Annotated in this window: 21 protein-coding genes and 3 tRNA genes; 11 read left to right on the top strand and 13 right to left on the bottom strand. The window is 55.9% G+C overall.

Annotated elements, in window-relative coordinates:
- Nucleotides 1-183: 183 nt before the first annotated feature.
- The gene (locus tag Q3981_RS07550) at nucleotides 184-1,530 is read left to right on the top strand and encodes a glycosyltransferase (protein ID WP_303124934.1); all 1,347 of its coding nucleotides are present in this window, start codon (nucleotides 184-186) and stop codon (nucleotides 1,528-1,530) included.
- 24 nt (nucleotides 1,531-1,554) lie between these two features.
- Here the strand turns inward: Q3981_RS07550 and Q3981_RS07545 are convergent, their stop codons facing one another.
- From Q3981_RS07545 to Q3981_RS07515, 7 genes are all read right to left on the bottom strand, one after another.
- On the bottom strand, nucleotides 1,555-3,042 hold the full coding sequence (locus Q3981_RS07545; RefSeq protein ID WP_303124932.1) for a hypothetical protein: 1,488 nt from the start codon (nucleotides 3,040-3,042) through the stop codon (nucleotides 1,555-1,557).
- A gap of 99 nt (nucleotides 3,043-3,141) precedes the next feature.
- Nucleotides 3,142-4,674, bottom strand: a complete 1,533-nt coding sequence (locus Q3981_RS07540) for an MFS transporter (RefSeq protein ID WP_303124930.1) — start codon at nucleotides 4,672-4,674, stop codon at nucleotides 3,142-3,144.
- A 61-nt stretch (nucleotides 4,675-4,735) separates the two neighbouring features.
- A complete protein-coding gene (locus Q3981_RS07535) occupies nucleotides 4,736-5,857 on the bottom strand; it encodes a hypothetical protein (RefSeq protein ID WP_303124928.1) in 1,122 nt (373 codons plus the stop codon).
- Between the two features lie 639 nt (nucleotides 5,858-6,496).
- A tRNA-Ser gene (locus tag Q3981_RS07530) sits at nucleotides 6,497-6,584 on the bottom strand.
- Between the two features lie 108 nt (nucleotides 6,585-6,692).
- Complete coding sequence (locus Q3981_RS07525) at nucleotides 6,693-6,854, bottom strand: hypothetical protein (RefSeq protein WP_204087892.1); 162 nt, start codon at nucleotides 6,852-6,854, stop codon at nucleotides 6,693-6,695.
- Nucleotides 6,855-7,037: 183 nt separating this feature from the next.
- Nucleotides 7,038-7,529 (bottom strand): tRNA adenosine(34) deaminase TadA, encoded by a 492-nt coding sequence (gene tadA, locus Q3981_RS07520; protein ID WP_303124922.1) that lies wholly within the window; start codon nucleotides 7,527-7,529, stop codon nucleotides 7,038-7,040.
- A 20-nt stretch (nucleotides 7,530-7,549) separates the two neighbouring features.
- Nucleotides 7,550-8,062: a tRNA adenosine deaminase-associated protein gene (locus Q3981_RS07515; protein WP_303124920.1), complete on the bottom strand. Its 513-nt coding sequence runs from the start codon at nucleotides 8,060-8,062 to the stop codon at nucleotides 7,550-7,552.
- A gap of 101 nt (nucleotides 8,063-8,163) precedes the next feature.
- Here Q3981_RS07515 and Q3981_RS07510 point away from each other — a divergent pair, with 101 nt between their 5' ends.
- Nucleotides 8,164-9,138: a prephenate dehydrogenase gene (locus Q3981_RS07510; protein WP_303124938.1), complete on the top strand. Its 975-nt coding sequence runs from the start codon at nucleotides 8,164-8,166 to the stop codon at nucleotides 9,136-9,138.
- 49 nt (nucleotides 9,139-9,187) lie between these two features.
- On the opposite strand, the gene Q3981_RS07505 is transcribed toward Q3981_RS07510, so the two are convergent.
- A complete protein-coding gene (locus Q3981_RS07505; RefSeq protein WP_303124918.1) occupies nucleotides 9,188-10,630 on the bottom strand; it encodes a GuaB1 family IMP dehydrogenase-related protein in 1,443 nt (480 codons plus the stop codon).
- A 197-nt stretch (nucleotides 10,631-10,827) separates the two neighbouring features.
- Here Q3981_RS07505 and Q3981_RS07500 point away from each other — a divergent pair, with 197 nt between their 5' ends.
- The 3 genes from Q3981_RS07500 (at nucleotide 10,828) to Q3981_RS07490 (ending at nucleotide 14,405) form a co-directional block, all read left to right on the top strand.
- Entirely contained in the window at nucleotides 10,828-12,903 is a 2,076-nt protein-coding gene (locus Q3981_RS07500; RefSeq protein ID WP_303124936.1) for an OPT family oligopeptide transporter, read from the top strand.
- Between the two features lie 380 nt (nucleotides 12,904-13,283).
- On the top strand, nucleotides 13,284-13,829 hold the full coding sequence (locus Q3981_RS07495) for a hypothetical protein (RefSeq protein ID WP_303124916.1): 546 nt from the start codon (nucleotides 13,284-13,286) through the stop codon (nucleotides 13,827-13,829).
- 321 nt (nucleotides 13,830-14,150) lie between these two features.
- Nucleotides 14,151-14,405, top strand: a complete 255-nt coding sequence (locus Q3981_RS07490; RefSeq protein WP_303124914.1) for a hypothetical protein — start codon at nucleotides 14,151-14,153, stop codon at nucleotides 14,403-14,405.
- A 133-nt stretch (nucleotides 14,406-14,538) separates the two neighbouring features.
- On the opposite strand, the gene Q3981_RS07485 is transcribed toward Q3981_RS07490, so the two are convergent.
- Nucleotides 14,539-14,611, bottom strand: a tRNA-Arg gene (locus Q3981_RS07485).
- 191 nt (nucleotides 14,612-14,802) lie between these two features.
- Nucleotides 14,803-14,890 (bottom strand) — tRNA-Ser (locus tag Q3981_RS07480).
- Between the two features lie 257 nt (nucleotides 14,891-15,147).
- Here Q3981_RS07480 and hisC point away from each other — a divergent pair.
- The 5 genes from hisC (at nucleotide 15,148) to Q3981_RS07455 (ending at nucleotide 18,296) form a co-directional block, all read left to right on the top strand.
- Nucleotides 15,148-16,218, top strand: coding sequence for a histidinol-phosphate transaminase (gene hisC, locus Q3981_RS07475; protein WP_303124912.1), 1,071 nt, complete (start codon nucleotides 15,148-15,150; stop codon nucleotides 16,216-16,218).
- Nucleotides 16,219-16,703: 485 nt separating this feature from the next.
- On the top strand, nucleotides 16,704-16,961 hold the full coding sequence (locus Q3981_RS07470; protein WP_303124910.1) for a hypothetical protein: 258 nt from the start codon (nucleotides 16,704-16,706) through the stop codon (nucleotides 16,959-16,961).
- Nucleotides 16,962-17,110: 149 nt separating this feature from the next.
- Nucleotides 17,111-17,308: a hypothetical protein gene (locus Q3981_RS07465; RefSeq protein ID WP_303124909.1), complete on the top strand. Its 198-nt coding sequence runs from the start codon at nucleotides 17,111-17,113 to the stop codon at nucleotides 17,306-17,308.
- Nucleotides 17,309-17,311: 3 nt separating this feature from the next.
- A complete protein-coding gene (locus Q3981_RS07460) occupies nucleotides 17,312-17,908 on the top strand; it encodes a hypothetical protein (protein ID WP_303124906.1) in 597 nt (198 codons plus the stop codon).
- A 202-nt stretch (nucleotides 17,909-18,110) separates the two neighbouring features.
- Nucleotides 18,111-18,296 carry a hypothetical protein gene (locus tag Q3981_RS07455; RefSeq protein WP_303124904.1) on the top strand — a complete coding sequence of 62 codons (186 nt, stop codon included), beginning with the start codon at nucleotides 18,111-18,113 and terminating at the stop codon, nucleotides 18,294-18,296.
- A 294-nt stretch (nucleotides 18,297-18,590) separates the two neighbouring features.
- Here the strand turns inward: Q3981_RS07455 and Q3981_RS07450 are convergent, their stop codons facing one another.
- Nucleotides 18,591-19,022 carry an organic hydroperoxide resistance protein gene (locus Q3981_RS07450; protein WP_303124902.1) on the bottom strand — a complete coding sequence of 144 codons (432 nt, stop codon included), beginning with the start codon at nucleotides 19,020-19,022 and terminating at the stop codon, nucleotides 18,591-18,593.
- Nucleotides 19,023-19,192: 170 nt separating this feature from the next.
- Nucleotides 19,193-20,848: a catalase gene (locus tag Q3981_RS07445; RefSeq protein WP_303124900.1), complete on the bottom strand. Its 1,656-nt coding sequence runs from the start codon at nucleotides 20,846-20,848 to the stop codon at nucleotides 19,193-19,195.
- Nucleotides 20,849-21,052: 204 nt separating this feature from the next.
- Here Q3981_RS07445 and Q3981_RS07440 point away from each other — a divergent pair, with 204 nt between their 5' ends.
- Nucleotides 21,053-21,661 carry an RNA polymerase sigma factor gene (locus tag Q3981_RS07440; RefSeq protein ID WP_204582407.1) on the top strand — a complete coding sequence of 203 codons (609 nt, stop codon included), beginning with the start codon at nucleotides 21,053-21,055 and terminating at the stop codon, nucleotides 21,659-21,661.
- Nucleotides 21,662-21,728: 67 nt separating this feature from the next.
- Here Q3981_RS07440 and Q3981_RS07435 read toward each other — a convergent pair.
- A partial coding sequence (locus Q3981_RS07435) for an Asd/ArgC dimerization domain-containing protein (protein WP_303124896.1) occupies nucleotides 21,729-21,928 on the bottom strand: 200 nt, incomplete at its 5' end.

Raw genomic sequence — 21,928 nt, 5'->3', positions numbered from 1 at the left:
GAAAGGGCAATATCATCGAGGTAGCACACATCCACGTCACCGACGGTACCAGGACATTTCCCCAAAACCCCTGCGATAATTACCAACTAACACGCACACCACCATTCACCGCGACGCCCCCAAGGAAAACTTATGACCGCCCACACCAGTCAGAGATCCACTCACCAGAATATTTTGTTCGTTTTGTCTGGTAGCCGCGGCGATATTCAACCCGCCATTAGTCTCGGCTTGGAACTCCAGGACCGTGGTCACACAGTCACGTTCCTGTGCACGCCTAGCCTGACGACTTTTGCACGCACTGCCGGAATTCAGTCAGTTTTCCCTGCGGGGATCAATATCGGCGATATGACAGATCGCGCGCGATCAACATTGGCAAGTAAAAATCCCATCGCTATTGCCAAATTAGCTGCGCACTTTCTTAAGCATTCCGCTGATGATCTGCATCAAGACCTCATCAACTATTATTTTTCTCATGACAACGCCCAGGGCTCGTCGGATATGGACCATCCCGGACTCACACAACCAACCCTGTTAATTGTGAACCCAATGTGCCAAAGACAGGGGACATCGCTGGCTGAGAAATGGAATATTCCGCTCGGTGTTCTGCGATACGCTCCAATTTCTCACAACAGTTATTCGGGCTGGCCACATAAACTAACCCGCCACGCACCAAAATGGATAAAGAAGAATTCATGGCATATTCAGGAATGGTTTGACTTCCTTTTGTACGGGCATTGGGAGAATGCATTCCGACGCCGTCTTGGGCTCGCTTCTCGATTCCACCCATTCACGCGCTATTTACGCGGCCATTCGGTGCCTCAACTGCAGCTTTGTGACCCGAAAGTCGTCCCGGACATCGCCAGAGAGTGGGCAGACACCAACAAAATTTTCGTCGGCTATCTTGATCTTCCGGCCTCGGCGCGGCGTCGACTTAATGAACCGGATACCCTCCCCGCCGATCTTGACCACTGGCTTTCCAGTGGTAGCGCCCCACTTTTCGTGAGCTTCGGATCAATGCCGGTGTCACATCCGGCTCGTCTTGTGGACACCATTGTCTCCGCTGCACGAAAGCGAAACCTGCGCGTACTCTTCAGCGGATTCGACGGTTTCACGAATGTGCCCGACGACGAATCACGAGCGACGCCCACCGTCGGCAATAAAAATCATGGTGAAACTAACGATGTGTACTTCACCGGAGCGGTCAATCAGACTGCTGTCCTGCCACGATGCTGCGCGGCGGTTCATCACGGTGGAGCCGGCACGACTGCAGCAAGTCTGCGGTCCGGAAACCCGACCATGATTTACGCCTTCGGCTTCGAGCAACCTTTCTGGGCATCGTGCATTGAAAACCTGGGCGTCGGGGTCGGGTCGTCACTGTCACATTTGACCGCTGAACACTTCGGAGACGACCTCGACCGCGCACTGTCGTCGCCGGTTCGGGAGGCTGCTCACGCATTCGCCGCCGAGATGACATCGCCCGACCAGGCATTATCGACGGCGATCCGCCTCATTGAAAATGAAGCTAGCTAATTCGAAGCAGCTTCCGTGAGGTGGTTACTGTCGGTCTGAAACAGCGTTCTGAACCGCATCCCGAACCGCGTCGCGGAATGCGTGGAAGAACGTCTGCAAAGACTCCGCAGCAACGGGATTGTCCGGAGCCTGGCTTCCGACGAGCAGTCCATCCGGATTACGGAAAACCCACAAGCTGGCGTTCTTCGTCTTCCCGGTCCCCGTGAGCAGGCGGATGTTCGAGCCCTGTGGCTCCGTGAACCAGCTGAGGTCCATATAGGTAACCAATTGCGGACTATCGAAAATGCTCGCGTCCACTGCCCCAGCCGCTAGCAGCGGCATGATTGACGCGTGGACAGGTTCATACAGGACCTCGCGCATTTTCTGCTGCGCCTGGGCGACGGTAGGCAAAATATCGTCCAGGGTTTCACCCGTGATATCAAATGTCAGTGGGTTGAAGTTGCAGAACCAGCCCTGGGAGGTCGCATATTTCTTTCCTCGCGTGCTGTTCACCACGATGGTTGAATACCGACTTGTCTTCGCTGCCTTATGTTCCGCCAGCGCCAATAAAGCGAACACGATGGTACTAAAGCTAACTCCCTTTTCATGAGCTAATGAACGTAAAACTTTCACGTCATTAGCGTCGGCAAGGGTGAAATCTGCTTGGGTTTCTTTAACAGGCTGGGGCTCATTGTTTTCGATTCCGGTGGGCAAGGGGAATCGGGGGGCACCACCCGTGGCCTGGACGAACTCCTGCATGAGCTTGACCCCTGGCGAATCAGGGGTGACCGCGGCAGCTCGTTGATATTCTTCGCGGGTATATTCCACAAAGCTTGGGTGAGTATCTTCCACTAAACCGGGCGCCGGAGTACCGGTGTACCGCGCCATTAATTCAAGAATGCCCACGCACAAAGACAATCCATCACCGAAGGCATGGTCTACTGCATAAAAAACCTCGCAGTACTTACCCTTATCGACAGCACCGATAACAAAACCGGGAAAGTGATCGAATACCGCGTGCGTTGGTAAATAATCATTCAGAATATCGTTCGCGGTCGTTTCGCCAGCATCATCAGGTGCCTCAGCAAGGACGCGAGGAACAAGATCGATGACGGACGCGGGGACCGTCTTCCGCTCTACTGACGCGCCACCGAATTCAGGCTGCCCACCACTAGCTTTGGCTGCGGCGGCATCTGCGGCATCACCATTCGCACCCTGTGCGCTTGCGATATCGGTATTGACAACGAAGGTACTCCGCAAGCCCTCATGCGAGCGCACAAAGTTGTTCACTGCCTTGGTCATTGCGTCCGTATTCAGCGGTCCGGGAAGGGTGGCCACCGCACAGGTGTAGGCGCGATGGGTGTTGCCCGCCTGTCGTTGAGTGAGGACTCCTCGGATGTGGTCCTTCTGCAAGAACGACGGAGGCGTGGGATCCGTTGGTGTGTGCGTGGGAGCCTCAGCCATCCGATCGGACGGTTCCCATACCGTCAGTGCGCCGTCGATAACCCACTCGCTACTTTCGATTGCTTTCATACTTTGTCAGCTCTCCTTTGGGTTTAGGTCTACCCAAATTGTTCTATATTTCCCGATCGAGCGCTACGGGGTTGCGATGGAAGCGGTCGTAGCCGGTGGCTACAGGCCGGTATCCACAATTTCGCTCGGGTCGTTAATCTCACTCGGGTCACTGTGCCCGGTATCCCGCAAACGGTCATCCCGGACGAAGATTGCAGCAACAACGACCGCAATCATTAAGGGAACAAAGGTCCCCAAGACAGGGATTAATGCATCGTGATAGGCCTGAGCGATGATGCTATGGACAGGCTCGTGCAGCTGTTTCATTGACTCCGGAGTCAGCGATGCGAATGACACACCAGTGCCGGTGTCGGCAAAACGGGCGCTGGCACGGGAGGCGAAAAAGGCACCGACGACAGACATTCCCAATGTGCCCGCTAAATCTCTGAATAAACTATTCGACGCTGTTGCCGTGCCCATCACCTTCGTCGAAAAAGAGTTTTGAACTACTAAAACAGAAAGTTGGGTTCCAAGACCGAAACCGACGCCCAGGACACATAAGACAGCGATGAGGACATAGACACCGGAGCCGGTGTGGAGTGCACTTAGCGCGAGAAATCCTGCGACGCAGAACGCGCCACTCGTGACCAATAAAGCCCTATACTTTTCGGTCTTGCTGACCATGAATCCCGAAATAAGAGAAAAAGCAAACATCAACGCCGTCATCGGAAGAAGAACGAAACCAGCGGTAACAGCGTCAATTCCTTCAACAATCTGTATATAGGCCGGCATATAGGTTGTGACGCCGAATGTCCCCAGAGCAAGCAGCATGCCGATAAGCGTGGCGAGGAAAAAGTTTCGGTTAGTGAGAATATATGGGGGAAGGACAGGGTCGCCCGCGTTCTTTTCTACCCACATACATGCGACGACGCACACCACGGCGCCAACCATGCAAAGCAGAACTTTAGGTTGCCCCCAGCCTCCATGACCGGCCCAGGCTGTACACAGGACAAGGAACGTAGACACGGCGCCGATAAGAACCATCCCAGCCACGTCGATACGGGATGACTGTTTTTCTGGCTCCGGCTCCCGTAAAAACTTGAGACACAAAAAGAGGGACGCGATTCCGAAGGGAACGTTGACGCCGAAGGTCCATCGCCAATTCCAATATTCGGTGATTAATCCGCCCAAGACGGGACCGGCGACGGTAGAAATCACGAATACGCTACCGATGAAACCCATGTATTTTCCACGCTCGCGGCGAGGAACAGCGGCAGCTAAGAGAGCTTGGGAAAGAACAACTAAGCCTCCGCCACCCATACCTTGAATAAAGCGGGTGATAACTAGCGCCGGCATGGAGTTAACGAACGTCCCATATACGCATGAAATGATAAAAACGATCAGTGCAAAAAGAAACAGTTTCTTTAGTCCGTATCGGTCACCCAGTTTTCCGTACATGGGGAGAAAAATCGTCGATGCGAGCATGTATGAGGTCGATATCCAGAGAATATGGTCGCCGCCGTGCAGACTTCCAACGATCGTTGGGAGCGCAACGCTCAGCATCGTCTGGTTAACCGAAAACATAAACATCGCTAGGGACAAACCGATGACGATGAACACTACGCTGCTCGAACGCTGACTCTGCTGAACCATAAAACCCCATATTGTGAGATGATGATTAAAAGACCGCGAATGGTTGACAACTAGGCGATAATTAAAGATCTTGCAGGGGACGCCAATCGAATCCATCAACGGAGCTTTTAATATTTTCGTTGGCCCTAGCGAGCTTAGTTTGTGAAAAATCAGCAACAATCGGCTTGTCAGGGAGCGGAGGCCATTGACGAGTCAGAGGGAGGGTGACATGGACATTCTCCATAAATTCAGCTACTGAATATGCACGAGAAACTGCGGAATTTGAATTCCAGCCTGCCTTGACCTCGTTCATCTCGGATATATCGAATCCAAGTTCGCGACTCACTTGGTCCTCCAATTCCTCAAACTTCGCCACATTTAAGTCGTAGATGTGCTTACGTCTGGCCAACTCTTGGTCTCGGAGGTTGTAATACTCCTGTAATTTTCTCTCTTGCCGCTTTTTTAAACGCCAATGCACGAAGAGACATACCGCCACTGCAAGAATTAGACAGAGTATTAAAGTAACTTTACTCGCTGTCTCTACTCCGGATTCCTCACCTGAAGAAACTCCTCCCCCGACATAAAAAGCCAGAGAAACTAGAAAGACACCGGCGGTAATGAGGATGAAAAAGCTTATGAGAAATAAGGTAAAATATAAAACCGCTATTAGCACTGTTTTTGCAGTGCTCTTATCGCCTTGATGAGGAGGCGCCGGGAGAGGAAGTTCCTCGTTATCGCGATAGATCGCTTTACCCTTAAGTAGGAGATCTTGTTCCGCTTGAGTGAGCCGATTAACAACGGTGGAGAAAGCAATACTTATTTCCCGCTGCCAATACTCGTTGAGTGCAGCTATAAAACGAATGCGCTTCTCGGCTTCAGGGCGATATGTGTACTCAAAAAGGTTTCCCTCTGGTGTGCTCCCCACCCAGATCGAATAATCTCTGTGCCCTTGGTTATCCCCGCCCTTTTCTATTGTCGCTATGAGCTGTGCACTTCGCTGATCGGCAAGCCTCTGCCCACGGTCAATTTGATCCTGAATATGGTGTAGCTCTTCTATCGACTCCTTATGGTGCCTCTGGGCTTGTGCGAGCCTCGCTCCCAGGAGCATCACGCCAGCCCATGCTGCCCGCGCCGTACTCCTCGTTGAAGAAGCAATGCTGTCAACATTTGCCGAGATCGTCCGGCTTCCATCTCCGTATGGCATGGTGTCCTCTCAAGTTCACAACTTAGTGGATGCAAGTTTAGCTTGGATCCTTAATCTTCTAAATACTTCAGAGACCCGCGATCCACGCATATAAATCCATCGCAAGACGATTTGTTTCTTCGGCTTGTTTTCTTCGCCGATAATTCACGTTGCCGACGATGACCCAGCGAACTTGCTGAAAAGTTCGGAAAAACGAAGCAACATGCAGCACTTACCCTCCCCTGCAGATACGTGTTGCGACGCCCCCTGACCTTAAGAAACGCAGCGCACACAGCAGAGAAGCGCACTTTTTGTCGTATAACCCCAGGAAGAACCCAATTCCTGGGGCGCGAAGCGCCGACGCACGAAACAAGGAGCCGGTAGACGGAAAAACCGCAGGAAACTACACCTAGAGCTCAAAAGTGCGGGGGAATACGCGGACCAAATAAAAGTATGGGGTTATATGGTCAATTTTCGGCCATTTTTCGCCCATATCCCCACGCAGTTTTCACAACCGACCCCTATATCCACCCGCAGTTTTCCGGCACGTGGACACACTTTTGTCGTATAACCCGACTTTTACTACCTATCCCGCTCCCCACCACAGAAGCAGACATGCGTAAACCCCCAACGGTTGATACCGCTGGGGGTTACATAATGCGGTGGCGGAGGGATTTGAACCCTCGGTACGGGGTTACCGCACACGGCATTTCGAGTGCCGCACCTTCGGCCGCTCGGACACGCCACCGCGAACTAGGTTAGCCTAGGACTCCAAGCAGCCAAAATCACGCACGTTTTCCCTGCTCACACAGGAAACCAACGTCGTTACGCAATAACGGCAATCCCGCATTAATAATTACTTGTCGAGAGAATCGAGGCCCTTCTTGACCCCTTCTTTCGCCTTATCGGCCTTGTCGCCCAACTTGCTGTCAGCAACGTCGTTAGCCTTCTCCTCAACCTTGTCGCGGTTGTCGGAAATAGCGTCCTTGGCCTTGTCCTTTAGGTTGTCAAGATCCATCGTTAAACCTCATTTCGTAGTAGATAAAACCTGTGATACCGACCGTAGCGATATTCGCGTTGCAATGCATCCCTTTTATGCGTTTTAGGCAAATTTTTTGGGAGGTTTCCTAAAGGAGCGCTCCATTACGACTGCACCACACCACAGCTAGGCCACCAGACAGCTTCCTCACTACAAAGCAGTTCACTTCCGACGCCGAGCAAAAAACTCCTCCACAAGCCCCTGGCATTCTCGCTCCAGCACACCGCCTCTGACGTCGACAGTCGGAAAGGGCCACGCCGGATCACGCACGACATCGATCACCGAACCACACGCCCCCGTTTTCGGCTCATACGCACCGAAAATAATGCCCCCGATGCGGGAGGTCACCGCAGCGCCCGCACACATCACGCACGGCTCTAGGGTCACCACAAGAGTGTGGTTTTCCAGGCGCCAACCGTCGCCAACTTTTCGAGCAGCCCTGCGCAGAGCGATGACCTCCGCGTGGGCCGTCGGATCCCCCGTGGATTCACGCTCATTACACCCCTCCCCCACAACATGGCCCGACGCGTCAACCACCACGGCACCCACCGGGACGTCGCCCGGCGGCGTCTGTTTGGCCACGTCTAACGCCATTCGCATCCAGCGTTCCGCCTGTTGCTCGGGAACAGGCCGCGGCAGCCCAGTACCAATCACGTCAGCGACCTAATAATGACCTAATAATCGAGCTGCGCTACGTCGGCAAGCTCCTCATCCGCATTGATTTCCTCCGCAATCCGGAGAAGCTGCTCCGATGCCCACAACTCATCGTCATCGCAGATCACAGCGAGCACGTCGCTCGGTACACCGAGGTCCTCGAGAATCTCCAGGTCCCCTTCCGGCCACGGTTCAGCATCGGCCCGCTCATCAGGATCCATATCGGGGACGTCAACGTCCAGCTCATCCAATACTTCCGCGGCGTAATCGTCTACAACCGCAGCGGTGGCGTCGGAAAGTAAAAGCTGTGTCCCCCGTGGCGTCGGACGGATGAGGACAAACCAGTCATCGTCCACGCATACCATGCCAAAACTTGGCCCTTCGGAGCGCAAATCGCGCACAGCCCGCGTGGCCGCATCAAGGTCCCACGTGGCTCGTTCAGGGAGGATCCGGCCCATCCACTGCCCATCTTGACTTGTCAGTGCAACGGCAAAAGTTGGAGTCTGGCCGTCGTCGTTCACACCCGCATTCATATAGATAACCGTAGTCGGACTGTGCCACACTTGTCAGAATGAGCACCTCCACACCCTCCGGCGTCTATCCCGACCCAGCCACAACCCCCGGCAAGCACCACATTCTCCACGAGGACCGACCCGTGTGCATCCTCGGACTGGGGCTCATTGGTGGCTCAATCTTGCGCGACGTGCAGGCTCGCGGGCGGCGAGTTTTCGGATGGGACCGCACACAATCCACAGTGACAAAAATTATCGACGACGGTTTCGACGCGTCGAATAATTGCGCTGCTGTCCTCGAACGGGCCGAAGATGAGGACGCTCTTGTAGTGATCGCCACGCCGATGAGCGCCGTGGGGACCATGCTCGACTGCATCGCGCAACACGCCCCCACCTGCGGGATTACCGACGTCGTGAGTGTGAAGCAGGCTGTCATACGGGAGGTTCGCGCGCGCGGAATGCATGACCGTTTTGTCGGCGGGCACCCCATGTCCGGCACCAGCCACAACGGGTGGGACGCGTCTCAGACCGGTTTGTTTACCGGCGCACCGTGGGTCGTTACGTTCGACAACGCGCCCACGGACGACAACGACGGTGGCCTGTGGCTGCGCGAATGGATGAGCGTGGTGAACCTCGCCTACGACGTCGGAGCCGAGGTCGTCCCGGCGCGGGCACAGTCCCACGACGCGGCCGTTGCTCGGATCTCACATTTGCCGCACGTGTTGGCTGACGCTCTAGCAGTGGCTGGCGACAATGGGGGCGCATTGGCATTGTCCCTGGCTGCAGGCTCTTTCCGTGATGGAACGCGCGTCGCCGGTTCTGATCCCGGACTGACCGAGGCCATGTGCGAGAACAATGTGGAGGAGGTTCTCCGTGCCATTGGGGAGGTCCAAACCATGTTGGACGAGGCCCGCGAGAGTTTGAGGGCGACGCCACCCACCGTCGCGGAACTTGCCGACGCTGGGCACCGGTCACGCATTCGGTACGAAGCGCGCACGGGGAAGCGTCCGGTTTTGCGGCTGCACCCCGGTGATGCTGGTTGGGTGGACCAGCTTAAGCAGGCGGAGAATCTCGGCGCGCGGATCGAAGTGTTTTAGGCGCGGGGTTGCGGCCGCTACGCCGTGGACCGCTACTGCGCTGCGGCCGCTACGCCTTCCACGACGACGACAAAGGCCGTCCTTCCGCGTACCCAGCTGCCGATTGAATCCCGACGATCGCCCGCTCACGGAAGGTCTCGATCGTATCCGCGCCTGCGTAGGTAAACGCTGAGCGCACACCGGAAACAATGTGGTCAACCTGGTCTTCTACGCCTGGGCGCTCCGGGTCAATGTACATGCGGGCCTGCGAAATGCCCTCTTCAAACATTGACCGGCGTGCGCGCTCGAACTCCTCCGTGTGCAGGTTGCGGTGCTCCACCGCCCGATGGGAGGCCATACCGAACGACTCTTTATACGCACGTCCATCGTTTTCTTTGATCAAGTCCCCCGGCGACTCCAAAGTTCCAGCAAACCATGATCCGATCATGACGTTGGATGCGCCGGCGGCCAAGGCCAGGGCGACATCGCGCGGGTGCCGCACTCCCCCGTCAGCCCACACATGAACACCCACCTCGCGGGCTTTATCCGCGCACTCTTTCACGGCAGAAAACTGCGGACGGCCAACCCCGGTCTGCATGCGCGTCGTACACATCGCACCAGGGCCCACCCCCACTTTAATAATGTCGGCACCAGCAGCGGCGAGATCCTCGACGCCGTCCGCGGTCACAATGTTTCCGGCGACAATGGGGACACCCAGATCCAGGGCTTTCACCTTGCGTAAAACGTCGATCATGTGCTGTTGATGACCGTGGGCAGTGTCCACAACGATGACATCGGCACCCGCCTCAACCAGCGCGGTTGCCCGGCCCGTCGCGTCCCCATTGATACCGATCGCCGCACCGACGCGAAGCGCGTTATTTTTATCGACCGCAGGCTGATACAACGTGGCGCGCAATGCCGCCTTTCGCGTCATGATGCCCTTCAACTCGCCATCCGCGCTGACCACGGGAGCAAGTTTCCGCGAAGCCTCGGACAGGCACGCGAAGGCCTCCTGCGGGGTGGTGTCGTCGCTAAGAGTAACTAATGATGTACTCATTAACCGGCCAACCTGGGTGAAATTATCGACGCCACGCAGGTCCTTTTCGGTCACCAGACCGATGGGTTTGCCATCATCGACGACGATGGCTGCGCCATGAGCGCGCTTGGGCAAAAGGTGGCGCGTGTAGCCCGCGGTGTGGTGCGGTTTCACCGTGATCGGGGTGTCAAAGAAGAGGTCGGAGGACTTCACGCTGGCGATGGTGTGGGCGACGATATCGGCCGGCACATCCTGCGGAATGATGGCCAATCCTCCGCGCCGGGCGATTGTCTCCGCCATACGCCTCCCGGCCACCGCGGTCATATTCGCGACGACGAGGGGGATCGTCGTTCCTGTCCCGTCGTTGGTGTGCAGATCCACTTTTTGACGGGATCCCACGGAGGACCGTGACGGAACCATGAAGACGTCGTCATAGGTGAGGTCGTACTGCGGGACCATACCGTTTAAGAAACGCATGGAGCCTATCGTACGGGGCGCACCCGACGTGTCAGTAAAATACCGCGGGTACGCTTCCCCAGGAAGACCTTGGAAGAAAGAACGTCATCGTGGAACAGAATGATTCCTCCGCCCATGTGACCCCGGAACTACGCGGCGACCACCAGAATGGTTCGCACGGTAGTTCGGCCGATGGCTCGCACGGTGGTTCGAGCAACGTGGCAGTGCAGCGAGCAGCATCAACTCGAGAATTCACTCTTCGGACTGTCATTCTCGGTGGCTTAATTACGCTGGTTTTCACCGCGGCAAATGTGTACCTCGGACTCAAAGTTGGGCTTACTTTTGCCACATCAATTCCCGCCGCCGTTATTTCAATGGCGATTCTTCGGAATTTTAAAGACCACACCATTGCAGAAAACAATATTGTTCAAACCATTGCTTCTGCGGCGGGGACATTATCTGCCATTATTTTCGTCCTCCCCGGTCTAGTGATGATCGGCTGGTGGTCAGGTTTTCCGTATTGGGAGACGGCCGCGTTGTGCGCAATCGGCGGCATTTTGGGCGTCATGTATTCCATTCCGCTACGACGCGCGCTCGTCACACATTCCGACCTCCCCTACCCCGAAGGTGTTGCGGCAGCGGAAGTCTTGAAAGTGGGCGATACCCATGCCCAAGATGCTGTTAACGACCAAAGTTCAATTAACGACGGTGACCAATCGTCGTTGGTCTCATCCGCCGAGGTCTCAGAGCCGACGACGTCATCTGCGGTGGACGAAAACCGCATGGGTCTGCGGATGATCATTCTCGGAGGTCTAGCGTCGGGCGGCTATGCACTGCTGGCCGCACTGAAGACGGTGGCGTCAGAGATTTCAGCGGCGTTCCGTATTGGTTCAGGCGGAACGATGATCGGTGGATCATTGTCACTCGCGCTCATCGGTGTGGGCCATTTAGTGGGACTTTCCGTCGGAATCGCCATGGTGGTCGGACTCCTTATTTCTTACGGAGTTCTGCTTCCGCTGCGCACAGCCGGTCATATTCCTCCGGGAACTGGAGCGTCGGGGCTAGAAAGCATCGTATCCGACACTTTTTCCAGCGACGTCCGGTTCATCGGCGCTGGCACCATGGCCGTCGCTGCTGTATGGACGCTGATTAAAATCACTGGCCCCATCGCCAAAGGAATTAAAGATTCCTTAGTGTCGTCGAGGGCTCGCCATTCGGGGAAAACAGTCGATATTACTGAGCAAGACATTCCGTTCCCCGTCGTTGCAGGTGTAACGCTTTTCTCCATGATCCCCATCGGCCTACTGCTGTGGCTATTCGTTAAAGACACGTCCATCGCGCACCACACCGGTGGGCTGATCGCAATCAGTATTATCTACACGCTGCTCGTTGGCCTCGTCGTCGCAAGTATTTGCGGCTATATGGCCGGGTTAATTGGGGCGTCGAATTCACCGATTTCGGGCGTCGGAATAATTGTCGTTATTTCCGCAGCTCTTCTGATTAAAGTGGCGATGGGTGCGGAATCACATTCTCATTCCGACGTATTGATTGCCTATACACTCTTTACCTCAGCCGTCGTTTTCGGCGTGGCGACGATCTCCAATGACAACCTGCAGGATCTGAAAACAGGGCAATTAGTTGGGGCCACACCGTGGAAACAGCAGGTGGCGCTCGTCGTCGGTGTTCTTTTCGGATCTGCGATTATCCCCCCTGTGCTTCAATTGATGATGTCCGGATTCGGTTTTGCCGGCGCGCCGGGCGCGGGAGATGACGCACTGGCAGCACCTCAAGCTGCACTACTGTCGTCGGTAGCCCAAGGTATTTTCGGCAACTCACTGGACTGGTCATTGATCGGTCTGGGAGCGGTGATCGGTGTCGTCGTCGTCATTATTAATGAGATTCTGAGCGCGACGTCGCATGGCAAATACTCGCTGCCTGGTTTAGCTGTGGGAATGGGAATGTATCTGCCCAGCGCTTTGACGGTCATCATTCCGATCGGAGCGCTGATTGGGTACTTCTACAACCGGTGGGCGAAGAAACAACGTAACCCGGAGCTTGCTCGTCGGCTCGGAGTGCTGCTGGCTACAGGATTGATTGTTGGTGAGTCCCTTTTCGGTGTGCTCAATGCCGGGATCATTGCGGCGGCTGGAGACAGCGACGTTTTGGCGATTGCGCCCAAGGAGTGGGAACCAGGAGCAGCTGTCTGTGGTGTTGTCCTCTTTATCGTGTGCATTGGTTGCGCGTACCGCTATTCCCGGATTCTGGCGCGGTCATCATCCACCCGAGAATCATAAGGGGCTTCACCCTCCATACAGGGGTGAAGCTAATAATTGATGTATCAAGGATAGGGCAGCCAAAACCTACGGTAGCGAAGGTAGAAAAGTACAGCTTATCGCATTTTCCGTAGGTGTGATACCGGATTTTTCAGAAAAATCAATCCGCAACGCCGCAATTATGATCGATTCACCACCTGCTTATATTTCCAGATCTAGTTGCAGCACATAGCGGGATGACTTAATCTCCGAATCATCCCCTGAACCACAGAGGTCGTTTACGGAAAGGGGCATTACCGACGTCAAACAAGCGCAAAACGTTTGATGTCAGAGATGCTCCGGACCGATGAAAAGACCTCCGCTCTGGGCTTGGACCTAAAGCTCTCCCGAAAGGACACCCGATGGACTTCCTCCTCCAAATCAACGAGATCACGCAAGGACCGATCAAGGACCTCCTCGTGGAGCTCAACAATGTGGGCCTCCCCGCACCTGCGCCGGCACCCGCACCGGCAGAACCCCCCACATTTAACGTCAATTTCCCCGAGCAGGTTGGCGACTTTGCTCCTCACCTCCAGGTAACAACGGGTGACATCAACATGCCGCTCTCCGGCGACACCGGTGACATCAACATGCCACTGTCCGGAAACGTCGGTGACATCAATACTCCGCTTTCGGGAGACAACCTGAACATGCCACTGTCCGGCGACCTGTCAGGCAAGATGCCGCTCTCGGGTGACCTCTCTGGCGACATGCCTCTGTCCAACAACAAACTGCCACTTTCTGGCGACACCGGTGACATCAACTTGCCGCTCTCGGGCGACCTTTCCGGTGACATGCCACTGTCCAACAACAACCTGCCACTCTCGGGAGATACGGGCGATAACAACCTGCCTCTGAGCGGCAACATCGCTCCGAACATTGGTGGAGACGCTGGCGAATCCAACTAGTAGAGCCATCCCGGCGATGGTTGATTAACAGGTAGCCAGCCTCGCCGTCGAAAAGTGACTTCAGCCTGGACTATGTCTACTTAGGTGTAGGGATAGTTCAGGCTTTTGCTTTTCGGTCTTTTTGAGAGGAAATCTCGAGGTCACAATTACTAGAGAACTCTCAATCCCCAGTCGGCTCAGGAGAGGCATTACTCCAGCTAAGAATGCGGTAACTGCCTAGCAAAGTACCTGGAAAATACTAGTTTCTTCCGCGTTCTAAGGGCATACTTCCAGTATTGTGGAGCAAGGATAATTGCGTAAACGGAAGGCTAGGGATCGATCATGCCCACTGTTGACTACAACTCCTTACGTGGCGTTGACGCTTACAAGGCAGCGTTCCCCAATGCATTGCAAGGTCTGGATGCGGAACACCTTCACGCTGTTGTGGAGGCCGTGCATAGCGGTGTTCTGGAGGGATGGAAACCCACCGAAGATAGTGTTGCAGCCATCGCTCAGTCGCCTATACACGAACAGATGACGTCGGAGCGTGCCCAGGCCATCTATGAGCGTGTGCGTTCTCGTTATCTTGAAAAATAGACAATTCCGGGATGTGAACACGAGAAAACGAGATTCCGAATTTGGCGATCACGCCAGCGTTAGCATGTCCATACGCCAACTTCACAGACTGTTAAAGCCCCTCTCCGCGATACTGCGATGAGGGGCTTGATTGTGCGCTCGAAGGGATTCGAACCCCCAACCTTCTGATCCGTAGTCAGATGCTCTATCCGTTGAGCTACGAGCGCAACAGGGACATATATTACACAGAGGCAGCCAGACCCCCAAATTCATTCATTTATCAGGAAAAATAGCGCACACGAACCCGAAAAACTACGGGTTAAACGGCTCCCTAACACCCTGCCCCGCACCACAAAGAGCACAGGGCACAATCGAAAAGCGCCTACCCCACGAACAGTGAAGTAGGCGCTCATCAAAATGGCGGAGGTGAAAGGATTTGAACCTTCGGACCCTTGCGAGTCAACTCCTTAGCAGGGAGCCCCATTCGGCCGCTCTGGCACACCTCCAGCGAAAGTCACGGCGCACAATGTCGATCGTAATCAGCTTCCCCTGATCGAGAAGACACCGCTGTCGCGAATTCCGTAGGCGATACTACAGAAGCCAGCTAGAGAAGACAAACACCACCACCTACGACGTCGGCACGCGAGCTACCCCTCAACGGTACCTCCAACGACCACCACAATCCCCGACATTTCCCCAGCGGCAAATACCGTACTTTTGTGCCACTTTTGCGCCGCATAATCCCCGGCTTACCATTACAAGAATGATCCGCCCCGACTTAGACCAACTTCCCACATACACGCCCGGTAAAAAGGCCGACGACGCGCTCGTCTTGGCCAGCAACGAAACCACTGAGCCGCCGCTCCCCGCCGCGATTGAAGCGATTACATCCGCAGCCCACACCCTCAACCGCTACCCTCACATGGCGACCTCGCCTTTACATCACGCCATCGCCGAACTCCACGGGGTCACCGTCGATGAGGTGGCGATCGGATGCGGCTCCTCGTCACTCCTGCAGCAACTGATTCTGGCCACCTGTAAAGACGGGGACGAAACACTATTCGCGTGGAGATCATTCGAGGCATACCCCATCCTCAGCAGGATCGCCGGAGCCACCCCTATCGCGGTCCCGCTCGATGCAGACCATCGCCACGACCTCGACGCCATGGCCGATGCCATTACCGACAAAACGTCGCTCGTTATTCTATGTAACCCCAATAACCCGACGGGCACGCTCGTCACAGAGGACGAACTGGAAGCCTTCTTCACCCGCGTACCCGACCGTGTCACTGTGTGTATCGACGAGGCCTACTTGGATTACACCGACGACGACCTCACGCCGGATTCATTGGGCCTCGTGCGGCGGCACCCCAACGTTTGCTTCGCTCGGACGTTCTCTAAGTGTTATGGCCTGGCCGGCGCACGCGTTGGTTACATGATTGGGTCTCCAGAGATCATTAGCGCACTCAACCGCACCCAGGTCCCATTCTCGGTGAGCACACTCGCCCACGACGCTGCTATCGCGTGCCTCAACAGCCCTGAAAGTAAAGCCGAGCGAGTCTCTCGGACGATTCCGCAGCGCCATCGCTTGCGTGACTACCTTATTAATGAATTCGTTCACTCCTCGCGGTGGAATCTGACCGAGGCTGACGTTCCAGAGTCCCAGGCAAACTTCGTCTGGTTAACTCTTGGAGATCAATCCGACGCATTCACAGAGGCCTTGGCGAAGGAACACATCCTTGTCCGATGCTTCAGTGGTGACGGAGTGCGGATCACCGTCACAAATACTGAGGAAACTGATCAGCTCATCAATACCCTTCGGTCTATTGCGTAGAGCCCTCCATGCGTCTAGCGTGCGGGGCTTTCCCTGCGAAGCCCCTGCAAGCTCCTGCATGGACGTCCCACACAGGGACGTTTTATGTCAGCGCTTTCGGCCGGTCGCCGCATCCGCACCTATCGAGCACCCCCAATATAGGGGCAAATGTAACAGTGTGAAAGAATCAACAGATTTAGCTAGCTACCCACTCACTGTCTTCAACATAAAACTCGGTTCGATCCCAGCTTAAATGGATTTTTGCCCAAAAATACTTAACATCTGCAGCCATGCAGTCGCTAACTTGAGCGGCTCAAATCCGCGAGATTCGGTTAACAGAAGGTGAAATAATCCCAGTTCTCCTTTCTTTTAACTTGTCACCCTCGTAAGTTATGGAACGGTAAGCCTGATGAGACTGACCGATCCTCTCCCGCCAGCGGGAAGACGGTTCCACAGTCTTCATCAGCTAGCGACAACACTTTGTCTACATCCCTGGAAGGATTGTTATGTCCGCTTTTTCCTACGCCGCAGAGGCAGCGCAGGCCGCTTCCGATTCCGCTTCTTCCGCTTCTGACGCTGCTTCCTCCGCTGCATCGACGGCTAGCGAGCATGCTTCAACTGCTTCCGACGCCGCTTCGTCTGCTAGCGAGCACGCCAGCAGCTTCTTCGACGGCTTCAACATCAACACCGTGACCAGCCTCATCGGCTCCGCCACCACCCTGGCTTCCGCGATCATGGGCCTGGTCAAGGGCCTCGCTGGCTAAAAGATTTACGTGCCGTGAAAGACCCCATCGGGGTCTTTTGCGCGCTTGTACGCGCAGGCAGATAGCCAGTCAAAACAATGACGACGGCCCCTGCCAACGCCTAATACAGCACGACACGTTTTCGACGTCGATAAGTTTCCCCCTACGTTGTGGTTGCTCCATCCGTCGTCGACAAAACTCATCACACCTGGAGGAAAGACATGGGTGCAGATACCAACCCGAACGCATATCAGCCACTCGATCCGCCGAACGATCCATACCCAGCATTTCACTGGATCACGGAAATTGGACCATACCTCATCGAAGCTGCTAACTCGATGATCGGCTTCGCAATCGGAAGGCTCTAAAGAATGAACTTCTTCACGTCAAAGATTTCCCGCATCGCAGCTGGAACCTTGGCAGCTACCGCCGTCGTTGCCGGGTCCGCCACACCAGCAATGGCATCGAGCGCCGACTGGCCCTCACGCTGGTGGGATCCTTCAAACGTTATCGAGTCCCCGGTCAACCCTGACCACGCTGAAGGCTCCTTGAACAACGTTTCCTTCACCAACGCGGCCGACGGAAGCCACACTGTCAAGGCAAAGAGCGGCGCTACCGTCAAGGTCAAGGCCGACGGCACCGGCTTCACCGCCGGGCAGTACTACACCGTCCGTGCCGGCCTGGTGAAGTCCACCGAGACCAGCAACATCGTGGTCTACACCTGGCAGACCTACCGTGCTACCCAGGACGGTAAGATCAACATCGATCTCGGTATCAAGTCGCCTAACAGCATCCAGCCCGGCGAGAAGGTCATCGGGACGGTCAACGTCTACAACGCCAACGATGTGCGCCAGGACGGACGTCCTCAGAAGACTGATAGCAAGTGTGCGTTGATGTGTGAGCGTGTGGCTCCTCTTGCAGCACACAGCGACTTCAACGACGCTAACTCCACTCTTTCCTACAACTAGTTTCCTCTGATCCCCTCCATGGGGATGGGGGTTTTACGACGAAAGGTCACTCATGCCTACTGGTCAGCAGCCTTTTCCCGGTTACTTTGACGTTGATGCAGCCCGCTACGCTGTGAACATCGTCGAGTTCATCCTGGACACGATCGGTAAGTTCGTCTAAAAACACGACGTTCTTCCAGCTACCCCGTACGAAAGGGATCCCATGAACTTCGATTACTCCCAGGCAGCCGACACAGCAGCGTCCACGATGGACGACACTGTTAACTCTGGTTCCAAGGCCGGAGATCTTGCCGGACAAATCGACGCCAACACCGTTGCAGGATGGATCGGAGACCTCTCCGGACTCGCCTCCAACATCATCAAGCTCGTTGGCGCGCTTATCAAGTAATACGCTTAATAAGTAATCGTGTGAGCGTTGCTTTTATCCTTTCCAGCGCTCACCATTCACCCCTCACGGTGGTCAATCATTTCTCCGCGAATGTGCCTCCACCGTGAGGGGTTTTGCGTGCGCATAGCACTAAAAGCGCTAACAAAGCACTAAGCGCCTCAATGGTCGGAATGATCAGGACAGAATCCCGCTCCCCATCGAGGCGCTGTGCCATTGAAAGGCTGTTTTACGCAGGCGGTTGGGCAGCTTTCTGATACTCGCCCACCACGTTCAGATTTACTTCACGTTTGAGGGTTACTTCGCGTGCGCAGTAACGACAGTCTCGCTATCGCCGCGGAAAGCCTTGGAATACGGGCACATCGCGTCGGCCTTCTCCGCGAAATCTTTCGCTTGATCCTCAGAAACACCGAAGATGGTGACGTCTAAAGCAGCCTTAATCCTGAAGCCGCCGTCGTTCTCATCTTTCACCAACGAGCACTCGACGGTAACCTCTGGGGCTTTGTCCAGATCAGCGCCGCCCTGCTTCGCGATCAACTGAAGCGCGCTATTGAAGCACGCAGCCCATCCAGCGGCAACCAGTTGCTCGGGGTTCGTGCCTTCACCAGATCCACCCATCGCCTTCGGCGGGCGAACATCCAGATCGATGTGGCCATCGTCGCTAGCTACATGGCCATCACGGCCGCCACCCGTAGAGGTCACTCGTGCGGTGTACAAAGCATCAGACATAAAAACTCCTAACTTCATCGTGAGTACGAAACACCACCCACGGTACGCGGAAACCCCGATCCCTTCACCCATGTGAAGAACGGACCGGGGCTAAAACCGAAGTCAGTGCGCTAAAGCTAGTGCGTCATGTCGGGCGTTATGTTGCCTTCGACATCCCTACTCCGCCATCACTACTTCGACGCGGTAAAGCGCTTTTCGACTTCCGCGCCCAGCCACTCGTCGACGTGGGTCCAGTAGTTGAAGGCCTGCTTAGCAACCTGGTCGGACACACCGGCCATCGCACCAACAATGTTGTTGGCCAGGCGGTCACGAGCAGCGTCGTCCATGACGTTGCGGACTAGGTCGCCAGCCTGGGAGAAATCGTCGTCCTCCGGGTGACGGACATAGGCACCACGAGTTAAATCTCCGCCATAGTTGTCGTCCCAGAGGCCGAGTTCTTCAGCAGCACCTAAGCCGGACTCCTGACCACGGCCGAAACCGTACTTGGACTCACCGGGCGCAATGTCCTTCTGCACAGCACCGGTGCCCTCAGCGTCGGTACCGTCGACGTCCATGTACCCGCCGCCGCGCTCAAAGCGGTTCGGCGAATACGTCGGCTCAGAAGCCGGCGGGAAGTCGTACACAGCGGCACCGTCCTTGGCATAGCTGTTCACCGGGCACACTGGCTTGTTCACCGGGATCTGGTCAGCGTTCACACCGAGGCGATAGCGCTTAGCATCGGCGTAGGCGAAAGCGCGGGAGAGCAGCATCTTGTCCGGCGAGAGCCCAATCCCCGGGACCAGGTTCGACGGCTCAAATGCCGCGGATTCGATCTGCGCGAAGAAGTTCTCCGGGTTCCGGTTCAGCGTGAAGTGCCCCACCGGAATCAGCGGGTAGTCTTTCTGGCTCCACGTCTTCGTCAAATCGAACGGATTGACCTTGTAGCCAGCGGCTTCCTCCAAGGGCATGATCTGCACCTTGACGTCCCACGTCGGGTAGTCTCCGCGCTCAATCGCGGCGTACAGGTCCTCGCGGTGGCTGTCAGCATCTTCGCCGACCAGTTTCGCGGCTTCCTCGTCGGTAAGGAAGTCCCATCCCTGGCGGGTCTTGAAGTGGTACTTGATCCAGAACCGCTCCCCTTTGGCGTTAATCCACTGGTACGTGTGGGAGCCGAAGCCGTCCATGTTGCGGAAGGTCTTCGGGATTCCGCGGTCGCCCATCAAGTAGGTCACCTGGTGTGCACTCTCTGGGGTGCGGGTCCAAAAGTCCCAACGCATGTCGGCGTCGATCGTGCCGCGCCCCGCGAGACGCTTCTGGGAACGAATGAAGTCCGGGAATTTGATGCCATCGCGGATGAAGAAGATCGGGGTGTTATTACCGACGAGGTCGTAGTTGCCCTCATTGGTGTAGAACTTCAGGGCAAAACCACGGACATCACGCCACGCGTCGGGGCTGCCTTGCTCTCCGGCGACAGTCGAGAAGCGGGCGAGCATCGGAGTGACGCGCCCCGGGTGGAACAGGTCCGCCTTCGTGTACTGCGATACGTCTTCCGTAATCGTCAGCTCACCGAATGCGCCCGACCCCTTCGCGTGAACAACACGCTCTGGGATCCGCTCACGGTTGAAGTGCGCCAGCTTTTCCACCAGCGACACGTCGTGCAAAGCGATGGGGCCTTCACGGCCGACGGTCACGCTGTGCTCCTCGGATGCGTTCGGAGCGCCGTTGACCCGGGTTGAGATGCTCCGACCGTTGGCTTGCGGGGCACCATGACCGGTAACGGGGCACACTCCGCGCTGTGCGACGTCGTCTGAGGTAAAACGCTGATCGTGCGAACTATCGTTCGACATGGATCCTCCTTCTCATGTGGTGAGCTCGTGTCGTCGTCATTCAGGGGTAAAGAGCCCACCAGTGGTGCGATACGTGTTTAACTGTACCCTATTAAAGTTCTTTCCGCCTAGAGGTTTTTAAGATTAATGCGGGACGGATCCATAGCCTTCCTACAGACCCCTGGTAGAGGTGACTTTCTCCATCAACTTGGTAAGGTGAATACCGTGACAAGACATGACAAGGACGACGCACGCGTCACAGCATTAGCTCTCCGTGCCGGCCAGGGGGATCGGGCCGCACTCACCGAGTTCATCCGACGCACCCAAAAGGACGTCTGGCGTCTCCTTGCTCACCTTGCCGACACTGACCGCGCCGACGATCTCACCCAAGAGACCTACCTGCGCATTATCTCTGCATTGCCGACGTTTGCGGGCCGCTCGAGTGCGCGCACGTGGCTGCTCTCTGTTGCACGACGGGTGTGGGTCGATAGCGTTCGGCATGATATGGCTCGGCCACGGTCCACCGGTACGGAATGGGAAACCGTGGCTGATCAGCACACGGCAACGAACACCGCCGCCAGCAGCTCCTGGTCGGACTGGGTGGACGTGCAGCTCCTGATGGAGAATTTGGATCCGGATCGCCGAGAAGCGCTTATCCTGACACAGGTCTTGGGATACACCTACGACGAAGCCGCGACAATCGTTGGCGTTCGTGTGGGAACAATCAGGTCGCGGGTCGCCCGGGCACGTGCCGACCTCATCGACGCAACATCAAACCACGCAGCGAAAAAACACCGTCACCTTAGCGCTGTGCAGGAACGGGCGCACGGGTAAGCGCCAGCGCTACCCGGTCCGCTAGCAGTATGAGCTAAATGGGGAGCCCCCGGCTCCCCCCAGCTCTCTACACCAGCAATTCAGCGATCTGAATGGTGTTCAGCGCAGCGCCTTTACGCAGGTTGTCGCCCGCCACAACAAGAACCAAACCACGATCATCGTCGATAGTTTGATCCTGGCGAATGCGCCCCACGAGGCAATCATCGATACCTGCCGATTCCAGAGGCGTCGGCACATCGACAACCTCAACGCCCGGGGCTTTATCCA

It is taken from the genome of Corynebacterium sp., assembly GCF_030530965.1.
Taxonomy (GTDB): domain Bacteria; phylum Actinomycetota; class Actinomycetes; order Mycobacteriales; family Mycobacteriaceae; genus Corynebacterium.
The sequence above is the reverse complement of the archived record's forward strand: the minus strand, read 5'-3'. Positions and strand labels throughout refer to the sequence as shown.